Genomic DNA, 16,651 nt, shown 5'->3' with positions numbered 1-16,651 from the left:
AGTTAAGCGACTTCCGCACTCGCACGGTAATGCGTTTCGAGATGCGCGAAGGTGGAGTCCGGGACAATCTCCCGGATCCGGGAAAACTGCTGTGTCTTCAGTAAGCGGCGCACTTCGGACGCTGATATGGCGTTGCCGGTGGCCTTGATGCGCGGCATTTCCACCACCTCGATATGCGAGGCCAGCAGGTCGTGCAGCGTCTGGTTGTAATGGCGGGTGATATCGCAGAACGGCTCCGAGCCGATGAAGCGGTGCGTGATGCCGAGCGCCGGGGCGATAAAGTCCCGGAAGATCAGCACGTCGATCTCGCTCCAAGCCTGCTGCACTTTGCCGGTCTCCTTCAGGAAGTAGGCCGGGAAGGTGGCGCGGGAGATGATGTACTGCGAGCCTTCATGCACCACCACGTTCGGCAGATGCGCCACGCCCGCGCGCACCATCTCGAGGCGCGCGCTGAACGGGAAGAACGAGGCGTCTTCACGCACCACGAACAGGTGCAGGGCGTCGCACCGCTGCGCCGCCTGCTCCACCAGATGGCGGTGGCCGAGGGTGAACGGATTGGCGTTCATCACTATCGCGCCAACGTTCTCCCCGCACTTGCGCTTCGCGCGCAGGGAACGGCAGTAGCGTTCGATCCCCTGCGGGGTGTTTTCCATCAGCACCGCGTTGTTCCCGCTCTGGGCAATCGGCCAGAAGCCGCTGCGGGCAAAGCGCTCCCGGTTGCACGGACGGGTGCAGAGGAAGAGATGAAAATGGCCGCACTCCAGCGCCGCATTTTCCACCTCTGCAAGCAGCCGCGCGCTGAGGTTCTCGCCGCGAAGCTGCTCGTTAACCGCCACGCATTTGATGACGTTGGCAGCAAGCCCTGCGCAACCCACCAGCTGCGAGCCGGACCAGGCTTCGACAAACAGCGTGATGTCGTTGTCCAGGCCAAGGCCGCTGTCTGCCAGCAGGTAGCGGATCTGGCTTAAGCGTTCCGGGTGTTTCGCCACGACGGTGTGGCGAAAATCGATGGGTTGACTGTTCATGCCGTCTTTCTTAATGTGCTGCCGCAAGCCCGACGGCTGGCGCTTCCACGATCACGTTGCTGAGATGACCGATATGCTCGATCTCCACCTCAATGCGATCCCCTTCTTTCATAAACAGCGGCGGATTGCGCTTTTTACCCACCCCGCCAGGAGATCCGGTGATGATCACGTCGCCCGGGCTGAGGCGGGTGAAGGTGCTGATGTACTCAATCAGCTCCGCCACCTTGTGGATCATGCTGCTGGTGTTGTCTTCCTGCACCATGCGGCCGTTCAGCCAGGTGCGGATCGCAAGCTGGTGCGGATCAGGGATCTCGTCCGCCGTCGCCATCCACGGCCCAAACGCGCCGGTTTTGCGCCAGTTTTTACCGGCGGTAAACCAGGTGTGCTGCCAGTCGCGGGCGGAGCCGTCCATGTAGCAGCTGTAGCCCGCCACGTGGCGCAGGGCGTCGTCGCGGCTGATGTTCTCCCCACCTTTGCCGATGATCACCGCCAGCTCGCCTTCATAGTCGAATTCACTTGAATGGCGCGGCTTCAGCACCGGCTCGTTGTGGCCGGTCTGTGAATCCGGGAAGCGGACAAACAGCGTCGGGGCCGGGTTATGCTGGTCAAACTCCTTGCGCTTGTCGGCATAGTTCATGCCCACGCAGAGGATCTTTTCCGGCTGCTCGATCACCGGTAAGAAGGTGATGGCGCTCATCGGCACGTCCACGGCATCGTTCAGGTAGCGGGTGGCCTGCGCCAGCCCGTTGCCCTGCAGCAGCGCCTTTAGGTCGCTGTAGCGGTCGCCGAGACGGCGGCCTAAATCAATCACGCCGTCGGCCTGGACGATGCCGTAGCTGCGTTTTCCCTGGTATAAAAAGCTTGCGAGTTTCATTGTTCTTTCCTGAAAACTTAAACGAGGAAGTTGCCCAGAATCAGCAGTGAGACTGAGACGTTAATCGCCCCGCCGATACGGGTAGCAATCTGGGCGAACGGCATCAGGCTCATACGATTGCCTGCGGTCAGGATCGCCACGTCGCCGGTACCGCCCTGGCCGCTCTGGCAGCAGGAGACGATGGCGACATCAATCGGGTGCATACCAATCTTTTTGCCGACGAAGAAGCCGGTTGCCACCAGTGCGGAAACGGTGCTGACAATCACCAACAGGTTGCTGACGGTGAACGCCGCCACCAGTTCATGCCAAGGGGTGATAGCTACGCCGACGGCGAAGAGGATTGGGTAGGTCACGGAGGTCTGGAAGAATTTGTACACCACCTGAGAGCCTTCCAGCAGGCGCGGAGAGGCGCCGTTGCAGAGCTTCACCAGGACCGCCATAAACAGCATGCCAACTGGTGCTGGCAGGCCAATCAGCTTGTGGCCGAGCATGCCCAGCATGTAGAGCAGCACCGCCAGCAGCGCGCCGGAGGCGATAGTGGTGACGTCCGCTTTGCCGGAAAACGCAGGCTGAGAGACGGTGGCATCGGCATTCGCGCGGTTAGGCATCAGCTGGCCTTCACCGGTCAGGTGCGGGAAGCGTTTACCGAGCTGGTTCAGGCAGCCGGAGATGATGATTGCCGTCAGACCGCCGAGCATCACCATCGGCAGCACGCGGCCGAGCGCCACGCCCTGGTCCATGTGCAGCAGGGTGGCATAGCCGATGGAAAGCGGGATCGCCCCTTCCCCGACGCCGCCCGCCATAATCGGCAGAATGATAAAGAAGAAGATCTGGAACGGCTCAAGACCCAGCGCCAGGCCGACGCCCATTCCCACCAGCATGCCGACGATTTCACCGCACAGCATCGGGAAGAAGATGCGCAGGAAGCCCTGAATCAGCACCGTGCGGTTCATGCTCATGATGCTGCCGACGATAATGCAGCAGATGTAGAGATAGAGAATGTTGGTGGATTTGTAGAACTTGGTGGTGGACTCGACCACCACGTCCGGCAGCAGGCCATAATAGACCAGCGCGGAAGGGATAAAGGTGGCGCAAATCGCCGCCGCGCCGAGCTTGCCGACAATCGGCAGGCGTTTGCCAAACTCGCCGCAGGCAAAGCCGAAGAAGGCCAGCGTTGCCACCATGACCACGATATCGCTCGGCAGTTTTCCGCCCAGGCAATCAATGGCAATCAGCGCGCCCGCCAGAACGAACAGCGGCAGAGGAATAATCCCAACTTTCCAGGTATCCATAATATGCCACCAGCGCTCTTTGAGCGAAGGCCGCTGAATTTCAATCGGGTCGTGGGTAACAGAGAAAGAATCGTCAGTTGTGCTCATAATAAGCCCCTTGGTTATTTTGTGCGTTCAGCTTAGAGTCACAAAGGCTTACTTTATGTGAGGAATGGCATATTAAAAGCGAAGTTTTAATGGCAGCTATGGTTTTAATGGTTTCTTTTATTTAATGTGATTTATACCTTATTTATTGCCGTGGTTTTTATGGTTTCTTTTCCGAATTGAACAAACAAATAACATTTATTCGGGAAGCCCGAAGCACGTTCGCCTTCAGGATAACTCTTTTACAGCGCCCGCTGTGCAAGGGATCACAAGTTTTCGGCAAAGCGGGCGTCAGCGCGAAAAAAGATGATATATTGGCGATCTTTGCTGCTACCTCGCGTGATAGTTATGAAAGTTTCTTTCCAGATTAAGCTGTTTATTTCGCTGGTTGCCTTTTTCTCGGTGCTTTTCGCGCTGCTGGGCGGATATTATTATGCCGACGTCGGGAAACAGCTTTATCAGGAAATGAGTACGCGTGCCAAAATACAGGCTGAAGAGATTGCGCTTATTCCAACATTGCGTAATGAAGTTGAACAAAAGAATATCAGCGCCATCCATGATTTTATGCAGAAGATTTCTGCGCACAGTGACGCCAGCTTTATTGTGATTGGTGATAATAAGGGGCAGCATCTTTTTCACTCCGTCTTTGCCGACAGAGTGGGCACAACTCTGGTTGGCGGTGACAATGAAGCCGTGTTGCAGGGTAAAAGCACCACTACCATCCGCAAAGGCGGGCTGGGCATTTCGCTGCGCAGTAAAGCCCCTATCTTCAACGCCGCCGGACAGGTGGTCGGCATTGTTTCTGTCGGCTATCTCACCAGCTATCTTGATACCATTACCGTCAGCAAAGTGGTTAATATCCTGATTGCCGCCGTGCTGCTGCTGATCGCTCTCTTTATCTTCTCCTGGTTCTTTACCCGCAGCATCAAGAAGCAGATCTTCTCCCTTGAGCCGCGCGAGATCGGCCTGCTGGTGCGCCAGCAGAAGGCGATGATGGAATCTATTTATGAAGGGGTGATTGCCATTGACGATCGGCGGCGGATTGAAGTGATCAACCAGGCGGCGCGCAAGCTGCTGGGTCTGAGCCAGCCGGCCCGCGAGCTGCGCGGACAGCTGATAAGCCAGGTGATCGATCCGGTCCCGTTCTTCGACACGCAGACGATGCTGGCGAAAGATACCCATGACGAAATTTGCCGTTTTAACGATCTCACGGTGATTGCCAGCCGGGTGCACATCATGCTTGAGGGGTCGCTGCAGGGCTGGGTGATCACCTTCCGCGATCGCAACGAGATCGACTCGCTAAGCGCCCAGCTCAGCCAGGTTAAACGCTATGTCGATAACCTGCGCATTATGCGCCACGAGCAGTTAAACAGGATGACCACCCTTTCCGGCCTGCTGCACATGGGCCGCTATGAGGAAGCCATTGGCTACATTCAGGCGCAGTCGGAACATGCCCAGGAGCTGCTGGACTTTATCTCTTCGCGCTTCAGTTCCCCGACCCTGTGCGGCCTGCTGCTGGGGAAAGCCGCCCGCGCGCGGGAGAAAGGCGTAGAGCTGTGTTTCGACCCGGGCTGTCGGCTGGACAGACCGTTCCTGCCCCTTGGTGAGCAAGAGCTGATTTCGATTATTGGCAACCTGCTGGATAACGCCATCGAAGCGACGCAGCGGTCGCCGCTTCCCCACGCGCCGGTAGAAGTGCTGATCAAACTCAGCGAACAGGAGCTGATTATTGAAGTCGCCGACCAGGGCGTTGGCATTACACCGGAGATGCGTGACCGGATCTTTGAACGCGGCATTACCACCAAAACGCGCGGCGATCATGGGATTGGCCTGTATCTGATCGAAAGCTACGTCACACAGGCTGGCGGCGCGATAGAAGTTGCCGATAATACGCCACGCGGCGCCATTTTCTCCTTGTTTATCCCGGCCACGGGAATCGCCCGGCAACTGGAAGACACCGACTATGCAACATGAACTTATCGACGTACTGATTGTTGAAGACGAGAACGAACTGGCGCAACTGCACGCGGAGCTGATAGGCAAACATCCGCGTCTGAGGCTGGTGGGCATTGCCTCGTCGCTGGCTGCGGCCCAGGCAGAGCTTGAAAGCAAACAGCCGCAGCTGATGCTGCTGGATAACTACCTGCCGGACGGCAAAGGCATCTCGCTTATCAATAACCCCATGCTGACCCGCGCCAACTGCTCGGTGATTTTTATTACTGCCGCCAGCGATATGGACACCTGCAGCCAGGCGATTCGCAACGGCGCGTTCGACTACATCCTAAAACCCGTCTCCTGGAAGCGGCTCAGCCAGTCGCTGGAGCGGTTTGTGCAGTTTGCGGAACAGCAGCGCGTGTGGAAGATTGTCGACCAGCAGAACGTGGATTCGCTGTATCAGCTCCAGGCAAAAAACTACCGCCTGGACAATGGCAGTAAAGGCATTGAGGAAAATACGCTGGCGCGGGTGCAGACGCTGTTCAACGACAAGGCAACGCACTGCTTTACCGTGGATGAGGTGGTGAGCGAAACGGGATTAAGCAAAACCACCACCCGGCGCTATCTGGAGCACTGCGTGGAGGCGGGTTTTCTGACGGTGGAGATGCTGTACGGCAAGATTGGGCATCCGAGGAGGATGTACAAGCGTAGTGCGGTTTGATGAAACGTTCCCCTCACCCCGGCCCTCTCCCCAAAGGGGCGAGGGTGAAAAGACGGCCTCGTGCAATCCCCTCTCCCCTTTGGGGAGAGGGTTAGGGTGAGGGGGGCTACCTTAATACATACCCATACAGCCGCTTAATCCCGTCGGCATCCTTCTCGCTGTAAACCCCCTGCAGCTCCGGCGAGAAGCCCGGCAGCAGGTTGATGCCCTCCTCCAGCGCGAGGAAGTAACGCTGTACCGCCCCGCCCCAGACCTCACCCGGCACCACGCACAGCACGCCCGGCGGATAGGGCAGCGCCCCTTCGGCAGCAATGCGCCCTGCCGCATCCCGTATGCGAACCAGCTCCACGTCACCGCGAATATAGGCCCGGTTTGCATCCTGCGGGTTCATCACCACCTCCGGCAGGCTCTCCTTGCGGAACATCGCCTTCTGCAGATCCTTCACGTCAAAGCTGACGTAGAGATCGTGCATCTCCTGACACAGCTGGCGGAGGGTATAATCCCGGTAGCGCACCGGGTATTTCTGGAAGATCGTCGGCAATACGTCCGCCAGCGGCGTGTCGTCTTCAATATGCTGTTCGAACTGGCCCAGCATCGCCACCAGCTGCGCCAGCTTCTCGCTGCTTTCGGCAGGCGTCAGCAGGAACAGGATCGAGTTGAGGTCGCATTTCTCCGGCACGATGCCGTTTTCGCGCAGGTAGTGCGCCAGAATCGTCGCCGGGATCCCGAAATCCGTGTACTCCCCGGTTTCAGCATCGATACCCGGCGTGGTCAGCAGGAGCTTGCATGGGTCGACAAAGTACTGCTCGCGGGCATAGCCCTCAAAGCCGTGCCATTTGGCCCCCGGCTCAAAGCTGAAGAAGCGAAGCTCGCTGGCAATGGCGTGCGTCGGATGATCCTGCCACGGCCGCCCCGCCACCACCGGCGGGATAAACGGTTTGATCATATGGCAATTCGCAATGATTGCCTTGCGCGCTTCAATCCCCAGCTCGACGCACTCCGCCCACAGCCTGCGTCCGCTTTCCCCTTCGTGGATCTTGGCATTCACATCCAGCGCGGCGAACAGCGGATAAAACGGGCTGGTGGAGGCATGCAGCATGAACGCGTTGTTCAGCCGCTTGTGCGGGCAGAAACGCGCCTGACCGCGAATGTGGTTATCCTTTTTATGAATCTGCGACGTTTGCGAGAACCCGGCCTGCTGTTTATGCACCGACTGGGTCACGAAAATTCCCGGATCGTTCTCGTTCAATTCCAGTAAGAGCGGTGACGTTTCCGCCATCATCGGAATAAACTGCTCGTAGCCCACCCATGCGGAGTCAAAGAGAATGTAGTCGCAGAGATGACCGATCTTGTCGATCACCTGGCGGGCGTTGTAGATCGTCCCGTCGTAGGTGCCAAGCTGAATGATGGCCAGGCGGAACGGGCGCGCCTCGTCGGCCTTTTCCGGCGCCGCTTCACGGATAAGATCCCGCAGATAGGCATCGTCAAAGCAGTGGTCGTCAATCCCGCCAATAAAGCCAAACGGATTGCGCGCGGCCTCAAGATAAACCGGCGTGGCGCCCGCCTGGATCAGCGCCCCGTGATGGTTAGATTTGTGGTTATTGCGGTCGAACAGCACCAGGTCGCCGCGGGTCAGCAGCGCGTTGGTCACCACCTTGTTTGCCGCAGACGTGCCGTTCAGCACGAAGTAGGTTTTGTCCGCATTGAACACTTTTGCCGCGAACTTTTGCGCGTGCTTGGCGGACCCTTCGTGGATCAGCAGATCGCCCAGCTTCACGTCGGCGTTGCACATGTCGGCGCGAAACACGTTTTCACCGAAGAAATCATAGAACTGTCGCCCTGCCGGGTGTTTTTTGAAAAATGCCCCGTGCTGGTGGCCCGGACAGGCGAAAGTGCTGTTGCCCATCTCCACATACTGGCTCAGGGTGTCGAAAAAAGGCGGCAGCAGATTCTCTTCGTAACGGCTGGCAGCGCTCTCCAGTTCCAGAAACTCCTGAGCTTTACCCGAGATGACCGCGGTGGCGCCGTCGGGTACGTCCGTTGGCTCCTGCGAGAAAATAAACACCGGTAAATGAAAGCCCGTGCGTTTCAGCAGTGCAAGAATGCCGCTGCGACTTTCAGCTGTTGTGATGACGACGGTCGCCACATCGGTAAAATCAGTGCTGTCCAGCGTCACCTTTTCGCGGTGCGTAGACACAGTGGAGAGCAGCTCGCGGCTGACGGCAATTTTCATGGTTTTCATAGGCGCAGTTACCCTCACCGGGCGGTGAGACAGGGAGGAGAAAATTCGCGCAATAATGTCACCTTTTATTTTGAGGTGCAAGAAGGAATCAGTATGCACGAAATCAACCAAAGCTAAGGCCCGCGAAGCCCTGCCGTGCCATAATAATGCAATATCAATGATTAAATAACAGGAGTTAACTTTGGTTATCGGGCCATTTATTAACGCAGGCGCCGTATTGTTGGGCGGCGTACTCGGCGCCGTGCTGAGCCAGCGGTTGCCGGAGCGTATTCGCACCTCCATGCCCTCAATATTCGGCCTGGCATCGTTAGGGATCGGTATTCTTCTCGTGATCAAATGCGCCAACCTGCCGGTGATGGTGCTGGCCACCCTGCTCGGCGCGCTGATTGGCGAGTTCTGCTATCTGGAAAAAGGCATTAACAGCGCGGTGAGTAAAGCCAAAAACCTGATTGCCCGACCGGGCGGCAAGGCGAAACACGGTACGCACGAGTCGTTTATTCAAAACTATGTCGCCATCATCATTCTGTTTTGCGCCAGCGGCACCGGGATTTTCGGTTCAATGCAGGAAGGGATGACGGGCGACCCAGGCATATTGATTGCGAAAGCGTTTCTTGATTTCTTCACCGCCACTATTTTTGCCACCACGCTCGGCATTGCCGTTGCCGCGATTTGCGTGCCGATGCTGCTTATTCAGCTGGCTCTCGCCACCTGCGCCACGTTGATTCTCCCGCTCACCACGCCGGCGATGATGGCAGACTTTACCGCCGTCGGCGGCCTGCTGCTGTTGGCTACCGGGCTGCGCATCTGTGGGATTAAGATGTTTGCCGTGGTGAACATGCTGCCCGCACTGCTGCTCGCCATGCCGCTCTCCGCGCTCTGGACGCACTTTTTTGCTTAAGGATACGGCGAAATGGTGAGAGATTGCGCAGTCTGTAACGAAAACAACATTTTTCGTTGACGCCACGGGGCAGATCGGGTTTAATGCGCCCCGTTGCCCGGATAGCTCAGTCGGTAGAGCAGGGGATTGAAAATCCCCGTGTCCTTGGTTCGATTCCGAGTCCGGGCACCACTATTTAAAGAACCCGCCCTCGTGGCGGGTTTTTGCTTTTGGTTTTTCCCCACCCCAGGGATCGTTCCCACCTGCGTCCAGCAGTTTGTTTTTAAAGATAAACAAACACGCCTCGTTGAAGTTCTCCGCCCCCAGGCGTTCCGAGAGAGCCGTTCGTTTACGATAGAGGCTTTTCACCGACGTATTCAGCTCATCGGCAATGGCTTCCATCGGCATCCCTGCCCTCAGCAGCCGCAGCATGATCGCTTCGTGCGTGCTAAGCCGTAAGTTAAGCAGCCACTTCGTGGTCAGGCGCCTGCCCTTCATATTGAGCACCAGGTTAAATAACGACGCCATATCCGGCGCGGTCAGCGACGTGTTCATAAATAACTTCATACTGAGCAGATTCTCCTCGCGGTGTCGCATATCGAGCATAACGCAGCAGATTGTTTTTTTCGTTCTGGCCGGATGGCGTATCAGGTAATCATATAAACGGAGCGGAGAACGACTATCAATCAATACAGAATATTCATCTGCACCGTTATCAAATATGTTTCTGTCAATCGAGTCGAGCAGGATAATATCCGGGAAAAATATCCGCATCCCTCTGACAAGGTAGCGATCCTGAGTCACTAAAATAATTGAAGTTGCCACTAACCATCCCTTTTAGATTAAAGCAAGCACGATCCCTCGCAAAGAAGGCCGCCTTCGTTTTATAGCGCTGTTATATTAACGATAAATGTATTCTGGCTTTGGACATCCCTCAATACAGACATTGATGAGTAAGACTTCCTGTAGACTATCATTCAATGGCTGCCATTAATTATAAATAAAAAACAATCGCAGAAAAGTCACTTCTCTAAACATTAAGAATTTTTGTCATGAAACTTCCCAAACATGCACCAGAAAGTACTTTAATTGAGGCAGGCAAACCACATTAAAAATATATACAAAGCTGTCACAATATAAATAAAATACCAATATATCAATAATTTACAAATAAACAATCATTTCAATAAAACCGCCAAAAACTACTCGATACAGAATTATCTCAAAACAACACAGCCCCATTTCAACATATTTATCCGGCAACATATCAGGTGTACATTAGCTTTCACCCAGTCCACTGACATAAGGATCCATAATTACCTTTAGGTAAGTATCCCGTAACATCACTGCATTCAGATTTAATGTTCTCATTTATGGCCTTTAACCCTGAGTTTAAAGGCGGCCGTGTTATGCAATGGATTCATGATAAACAAATGGCAAATAGATATGGAAAGATCGCTTCGCTTCAATACGTTATTCTTTTATCGCGCCCCAACATTATTGTTTCTGTTATTCCTCTTTCCTGTTCTGGCTCAGGCGACTGAATCCGTTTATGAGCAACAGATTCAACAGGCGCGTAACGGTAATTACTCGCCGTTTCTCGATTATCTTCAGCGTTATCAGCAGCAGCATGCCCTGACGCCTGATCAAGTTGCGGACTGGTTACAGGTTGCGTCCTGGGCAGGTCATGATGACGAGGTTATTCAGGTCTGGCAGCGTTACGGTATTTATATGCCGCTGCCCGCCCGCGGCGTTGCTGCCGTCGCGCAATCCTGGCGGAATAAAAAAGCCTGGCAGCCAGCCCTGGCGCGCTGGAAAGAGGCGCGTAGCCTTGCGCCGGATAACGGCGATTATCGTATCGGCTACATAAAAACTCTCGCCGATGCCCGCATGGACGCGCTTGCCCTGCAGGAAACCCAACGGCTGGTAGCGGAAAATCCCTCTCAGGCACATCTTGAGACGCTCTCGTATGTCTGGTTACGCCAGGGAAAAAGCTGGGATCGGCTTCTGGCAGACACGCGCGCGCTGAATATCGCGCCTGAGAATAAAGCGCTCCTCAGCGAGCTAATCGACGCGCTAACGGATAGCCGGGTGAACACCCCCGCGCTGCAGCTTTCACAAAGCGTCACGCTGTCTCCCGCGGAGCGTCGCCGTCTTGAGCGTAATGCCGCCGCCGAACGGGTTCGCCTTGCCGATGTGCCCGGCAGAACAGAAAAGGAGCGCCTGCAGCTTGCGCAATCCACGCTGAATCGTTACGACGATCTGCTTTCCCGCTGGCAAAAAGATCCGCAGGCGGCGGAAGACGTCGTTCTGGCGCGTATAGACAGGCTTGGCGCGCTATACGCCCATGCTGATTACCCACGGGTGATTAGCGAATATCAGGATCTTACGGCAGACCAGCATCCGGTGCCGGGCTGGGCAATCGGCTGGGTCATCTCCGCATATCTTCAGGAGAAAAACGCGGCCGCCGCCTTCGCGCTTCTGCAACGCTATCCGCAATACGCTTCCGACCCGCAGGACGAGGAGCACGCGCTTTTCTACGCCTGGCTGGATACGGGAGATTATCAATCCGCCCGCCGATATGCTGAGCGCCAGACCCGCAACGTCCCGTGGACCCGCTACGATTTCGGCTCCCCTACCCCTCAGCCGAACGATCGATGGCTTACCGGACAGTCGCTCCGCTTTAACTATTTGCTGGCGACGAATGCCCTGCCGGAAGCCGAAACGCTGGCGCACCGTCTGGCGACAACGGCGCCGGGCAATCAGGGATTACAGATTGACTACGCCACCCTGCTTCAGGCGCGGGGCCTGCCGCGTGCGGCCGAGCAAACGCTGAAAAAGGCGGAGGCGCTGGAGCCGTCCAATACAGAGCTAGAGCAACAGCAGGCTTACGTCGCAATGGATCTACAGGAGTGGCGACAGATGGATTTACTGGCCGACGACGTGCTTGCCCGCGCGCCTGCCGACCGCAGCGCCAGGCGTCTCGACAGGCTCAGGACGGTCCACCACATGTCCGAGCTGCGCCTCAACGCGAGCAAGGGTTTGCACTCCGATAGCCCCGTCAGCGGGACGCACGACCTGAGCTGGGACGCCACGCTCTATGGCCCACCCGTAGCGGACAGCTGGCGGCTGTTTGCGGGTACCCGCTACGCGCAGAGTAATTTCGATGAAGGCAAAGGCACCAGCCGTCACCTTTTGGGCGGCGTCGAGTGGCGACCACGCGACCTCCAGCTCGAAGCCGAGCTTTCCAGCAACCGCTATCACGGCGAAAACAAGCCGGGCGCTCGCCTCGCAACAACGTACTTTGTGAACGATAGCTGGCAGGTCAGCGGCAGCCTGGAACGCCTGTCGCGCACTACGCCCCTTCGGGCGTTACGCAACGGCATTAGCGCCAACCGGGGTGAAGGCGGGGTGCGCTGGTATCAAAACGAGCGGCGTGAGTACCAGTTCAGCGCCGCCCTCAGCCGCTTCTCCGATCATAACCGCCGCCAGGAATACACCCTCACGGGCAAGGAGCGTCTCTGGCAGACCCCGTCCCTGACGCTGGATCTCGAGCCGGGGATCGCCGCCAGTAAAAACAGCCTGCTCGACACGCTCTACTACAACCCGGCGCGGGATCTGTCCGTGACGGCGGCCCTGGCCGTTGACCATGAAATGTATCGCCATTACGACACCCTCTGGAGCCAGCAGTTCGTGGCGGGAGGCGGCAGCTACTGGCAGAAAAATCAATCCGCTGGCGCCATCGCCCTGCTGGGTTACGGACAACGCATTCAGTGGAACAACGTTATTGATACCGGCGTGATGCTGAACTGGGACAAACGCCCTTACGACGGCAAACGCGAGAGCAACCTCTCCGTCACGTTTGACGCGACTTTACGCTTTTAAGGATGAATATGCTGAACACACGTTTTTCCGTGAGCCTGATACTCCTCGGCTGGCTCTGCCTCAGCGCAAATGTCTGCGCGCAGGCGATCTCGTTCATTGCGCCCAAAGAGAGGCCGCAGCTGAAGGCGAGTAAACCCTGGCCGAAGAACCAGTTTCTGGTCCTGGCCTACCACGACGTCGAAGACGATGCCGCCGATCAGCGCTATCTCTCCGTTCGCACCAGCGCGTTAAACGAGCAGATAAGCTGGCTGCTGCACAATGGCTACCACGCCATCAGCGTGCAGGACATTCTTGACGCGCATGACGGGAAAAAAACGCTGCCGCCAAAAGCCGTTCTGCTCAGCTTTGACGACGGCTACAGCAGCTTTTACACCCGCGTCTGGCCGCTGCTTCAGGCCTGGAACGTCCCCGCGCTGTGGGCGCCGGTGGGCAGCTGGGTCGATACGCCGGCAAATCAAAAAGTGAATTTCGGCGGCCTGATGACGCCCCGCGAGCGCTTCGCGACGTGGGACATGGTGCGCGAGCTCAGCCACTCCCCGCTGATTGAGATCGGATCGCATACCTGGGCCTCGCATTACGGCATTCCGGCCAACCCGCAGGGCAGCCGCGAGCCGGCCATCGCCAACCGCTTTTATGACAAAGCCACGGGTCGCTATGAAACCGACCAGCAGTTCAACCAGCGGATCGGCGATGACGTTCGCAAAGTGACTGAAAAAATCACGCAGGTGACGGGCAAGGCGCCGCGCGCCTGGGTCTGGCCCTACGGCGCCGCCAGCGGTACGTCGCTCGCTATCGCCAGACAGCAGGGTTACCGGCTGGCCTTCACCCTTGAGGACGGGCTGGGGAACGTGCAGGATCTGGGCAACATCCCCCGCCTGCTGATCGCCGGGAATCCCTCGCTCAAGGCGTTTGCCAGCACGGTCAGCCAGGTTCAGGAGCGCGATCCCGTGCGCGTCATGCACGTCGATCTCGACTACGTTTACGATCCCGATCCGGCCCAGCAGACCCAAAATATCAACAGGCTGATCCAGCGGGTTTACGACATGAAGATCAGCCATGTTTTCCTGCAGGCGTTTGCCGACCCGCAGGGCGACGGCAGGATCAAGGCGCTCTATTTCCCCAACCGTCGGCTGCCGGTTCGGGCCGATCTCTTTAATTTTGTCGCCTGGCAGCTGCAAACCCGCGCCGGGGTAAAAGTCTTCGCGTGGATGCCGGTGCTCTCGTTCGATCTCGATCCTTCCCTGCCGCGCGTGCAGCGCCGGGATCGTCAAACCGGCCAGCGGCGCGAAGCCACCGAGCCCTATATCCGGCTCTCCCCGTGGGACCCGCGGGTGCGCCAGCAGGTGACGGATATCTATGAAGACCTGGCTCGCTATGCCAGCTTCAACGGGGTTTTGTTCCATGACGATGCGGCGCTGACGGACGTGGACGATGCCGGTCAGAACACCACGCGTCAGAAAAGCCAGACGCTTATCGGGTTTACCCACGCCCTGAGCCTGGCGGTGAAGCATATCCGTGGCCCGCAGATAAAAACCGCCCGCAATATGTTCGCCTTACCCATTCTGCAGCCCGAAAGCGAAGCGTGGTTCGCGCAGAATCTTGATGATTTTCTGGCGGAGTACGACTGGACGGTGCCGATGGCCATGCCGCTGATGGAGTCCGTTCCGGCAGACGAGAGCGATGCCTGGCTGACGCGTCTGGTTAACGCGGTCGCCGCACGCCCCGGCGCGCTTGATAAAACCATTTTCGAGCTGCAGGCTAGGGACTGGGACCAGAAACCGCAGCGCGCCGTGTCCGACAGCCAGCTTGCGCAGTGGATGCGCGTGCTCCAGCTGAACGGCGTCAAAAACTACGGTTACTACCCCGACGACTTCCTCAACAATCAACCTGATATCTCACGCATCAGGCCTGAATTTTCTTCGTACTGGTACCCTGACAATGACTGATCGCATTATCGCCTTCTCTATTTTATGTCTGGTATTCGGGTTGCCGTTAGGCGTGGCCGCCCTCTTTACCGGCGAACTGATTCTGGATTTCGTGTTCTTCTGGCCGCTGTTCATGTCGGTACTCTGGATAACAGGCGGCCTCTATTTCTGGTTTCAGCTTGAACGCCACTGGTCGTGGGATAAAGACACGCCCGCCCCGACGCTCGCCGGTGAGCCGCTCATCTCCATTCTTATCCCCTGCTTCAACGAGGGACGAAATGCCCGGGAGACCATCAGCGCCGCGCTGGATCAGCGGTATGAAAATATAGAAGTTATCGCCATCAACGACGGATCTTCTGACAACACCGCGCAAGTGCTGCAGGAGTTGGCGCAGGAACAGCCGCGCCTGCGGGTGATTAACCTCGCGGAAAATCAGGGGAAAGCGCTGGCGCTTAAGGCCGGGGCAGCGGCGGCGCGGGGCGATCTGCTGGTCTGCATTGACGGCGACGCCCTGCTCGACCGCGATACCGCCGCTTATCTGGTGGCCCCGCTGATTCAGTACCCCCACGTCGGGGCTGTCACCGGGAATCCGCGCATTCGCACGCGCTCCACGCTGATTGGCCGCATTCAGGTGGGCGAGTTCTCATCCATTATTGGGCTCATCAAGCGGACGCAGCGGATCTATGGCCGGGTCTTTACCGTCTCCGGCGTCATCGCCGCGTTTCGCCGACAGGCGCTGGCGGACGTCAGGTACTGGAGTCCGGACATGATCACCGAAGACATCGACATCAGCTGGAAGCTTCAGCTGCGCCACTGGGATATCTTTTTTGAGCCGCGGGCGCTGTGCTGGATCCTGATGCCGGAGACGCTGAGAGGCCTGTGGAAACAGCGCCTGCGCTGGGCCCAGGGGGGCGCGGAGGTGTTTCTGGTTAACCTTCGCAGGATCGTGCGCTGGGAGCATCACCGCATGTGGCCGCTGTTTATGGAGTACGCGCTGTCAACGCTGTGGGCATTCGCGTACGCGATGACGGTGCTGCTGTTCCTCCTCAGCCAGGTTGCGCCTGTTCCCGCCAGGCTGACCGTGGAGAGCCTTTTTCCACCGGAGTTTACCGGGCTGCTGCTGGGCGTGATGTGCCTGCTGCAGTTCCTGGTCAGCTTGTACATCGAGCGGCGCTATGAACGTAAAGTGGCCAGCTCGCTTTTCTGGGTGATCTGGTTCCCGATGGTGTACTGGATGATCGGCCTGTTCACCACCCTCGTCGCATTTCCAAAAGTCATGCTTAAACGCCAGCGCGCCCGCGCGCGCTGGATCAGTCCGGACCGGGGAAAAGGGAGCATTTAATGAACGAAAACACCTTAATTTTGACCGAGCATCGGCTCTTGCCACGTCTTTTCGATGCCGCGCTAACGCTGGTGGCGTGGGGAGGATTTCTGTTTTTCCTGTATGCCCGTCTGTGGATGCAGCTAACCGATGAGAGCGACCACCGCTGGGGCGTGATTATCGCGTCCTTTAATACGGTGTTGATCTACTTGCTATTTGCCGCGCTCAACGGCTGGCTGCTGATTTTGTGGTATCAGTACAACCGCCGCCGCGCCCACGTGAGGCGACGTCAGCCGGGCTATTTTCACCAGGAAGAGCTGGCCCGCAGCTTTAACGTCTCACCGCAGATCATCTCCGAGATGAGCCAGTACAACCTGCTGACGGTGTACCACGATCAGATTGGCCGCATCATCGATCTGAAGATCAACGAGCAGCAGGAAGAGGAAGAACAGTAACAAAAAGCCCCCGCA

12 protein-coding genes and 1 tRNA gene are annotated in these 16,651 nt (G+C 57.3%); 8 read left to right on the top strand and 5 right to left on the bottom strand.

The genetic code is table 11. The features are described 5' to 3' along the window. Nucleotides 1-2 precede the first annotated feature (2 nt). The 3 genes from citC to SPH27_RS16115 are packed head-to-tail and all read right to left on the bottom strand — an operon-like array spanning nt 3 to nt 3,278. Complete coding sequence (citC, locus tag SPH27_RS16125) at nt 3-1,025, bottom strand: [citrate (pro-3S)-lyase] ligase (protein ID WP_322435718.1); 1,023 nt, start codon at nt 1,023-1,025, stop codon at nt 3-5. Between the two features lie 10 nt (nt 1,026-1,035). Further along, nucleotides 1,036-1,899 (bottom strand): fumarylacetoacetate hydrolase family protein, encoded by an 864-nt coding sequence (locus SPH27_RS16120; protein WP_021242089.1) that lies wholly within the window; start codon nt 1,897-1,899, stop codon nt 1,036-1,038. 17 nt (nt 1,900-1,916) lie between these two features. Further along, on the bottom strand, nt 1,917-3,278 hold the full coding sequence (locus tag SPH27_RS16115; protein WP_029740738.1) for a 2-hydroxycarboxylate transporter family protein: 1,362 nt from the start codon (nt 3,276-3,278) through the stop codon (nt 1,917-1,919). A gap of 345 nt (nt 3,279-3,623) precedes the next feature. Between SPH27_RS16115 and SPH27_RS16110 the strand changes: the two genes are divergently transcribed. Together SPH27_RS16110 and SPH27_RS16105 are read left to right on the top strand one after the other, a co-directional pair. Beyond that, on the top strand, nt 3,624-5,249 hold the full coding sequence (locus SPH27_RS16110) for an ATP-binding protein (RefSeq protein WP_087823212.1): 1,626 nt from the start codon (nt 3,624-3,626) through the stop codon (nt 5,247-5,249). Next, entirely contained in the window at nt 5,239-5,931 is a 693-nt protein-coding gene (locus SPH27_RS16105) for a response regulator (RefSeq protein WP_182071651.1), read from the top strand. The genes SPH27_RS16110 and SPH27_RS16105 overlap by 11 nt, the downstream gene beginning before the upstream one ends. Before the next feature lie 106 nt (nt 5,932-6,037). On the opposite strand, the gene SPH27_RS16100 is transcribed toward SPH27_RS16105, so the two are convergent. Further along, a complete protein-coding gene (locus tag SPH27_RS16100) occupies nt 6,038-8,173 on the bottom strand; it encodes an ornithine decarboxylase (protein ID WP_182071650.1) in 2,136 nt (711 codons plus the stop codon). Between the two features lie 181 nt (nt 8,174-8,354). Here SPH27_RS16100 and SPH27_RS16095 point away from each other — a divergent pair, with 181 nt between their 5' ends. Next, nucleotides 8,355-9,071: a DUF554 domain-containing protein gene (locus tag SPH27_RS16095; protein WP_048977256.1), complete on the top strand. Its 717-nt coding sequence runs from the start codon at nt 8,355-8,357 to the stop codon at nt 9,069-9,071. A 95-nt stretch (nt 9,072-9,166) separates the two neighbouring features. Continuing rightward, nucleotides 9,167-9,242: transfer RNA gene (locus SPH27_RS16090), tRNA-Phe, on the top strand. Here the strand turns inward: SPH27_RS16090 and SPH27_RS16085 are convergent. Beyond that, nucleotides 9,243-9,824, bottom strand: a complete 582-nt coding sequence (locus tag SPH27_RS16085) for a helix-turn-helix transcriptional regulator (protein WP_049015725.1) — start codon at nt 9,822-9,824, stop codon at nt 9,243-9,245. 672 nt (nt 9,825-10,496) lie between these two features. Here SPH27_RS16085 and pgaA point away from each other — a divergent pair. The 4 genes from pgaA to pgaD are packed head-to-tail and all read left to right on the top strand — an operon-like array spanning nt 10,497 to nt 16,636. Beyond that, on the top strand, nt 10,497-12,935 hold the full coding sequence (pgaA, locus tag SPH27_RS16080) for a poly-beta-1,6 N-acetyl-D-glucosamine export porin PgaA (protein ID WP_182071649.1): 2,439 nt from the start codon (nt 10,497-10,499) through the stop codon (nt 12,933-12,935). 8 nt (nt 12,936-12,943) lie between these two features. Then, a complete protein-coding gene (pgaB, locus tag SPH27_RS16075) occupies nt 12,944-14,881 on the top strand; it encodes a poly-beta-1,6-N-acetyl-D-glucosamine N-deacetylase PgaB (RefSeq protein ID WP_182071648.1) in 1,938 nt (645 codons plus the stop codon). Beyond that, entirely contained in the window at nt 14,874-16,202 is a 1,329-nt protein-coding gene (gene pgaC / locus SPH27_RS16070; RefSeq protein ID WP_182071647.1) for a poly-beta-1,6-N-acetyl-D-glucosamine synthase, read from the top strand. The genes pgaB and pgaC overlap by 8 nt, the downstream gene beginning before the upstream one ends. Then, nucleotides 16,202-16,636, top strand: coding sequence for a poly-beta-1,6-N-acetyl-D-glucosamine biosynthesis protein PgaD (gene pgaD / locus SPH27_RS16065; RefSeq protein WP_032659996.1), 435 nt, complete (start codon nt 16,202-16,204; stop codon nt 16,634-16,636). Before pgaC ends, pgaD begins: the two co-directional genes overlap by 1 nt. Nucleotides 16,637-16,651 lie beyond the last annotated feature (15 nt).

Origin of the sequence: Enterobacter sp. A103, assembly GCF_034427535.1 — a bacterium.
GTDB classification, from domain to species: domain Bacteria; phylum Pseudomonadota; class Gammaproteobacteria; order Enterobacterales; family Enterobacteriaceae; genus Enterobacter; species Enterobacter asburiae_B.
Note: the sequence above shows the minus strand (reverse complement) of the source record. Positions and strands in the feature narration are given on the sequence as shown.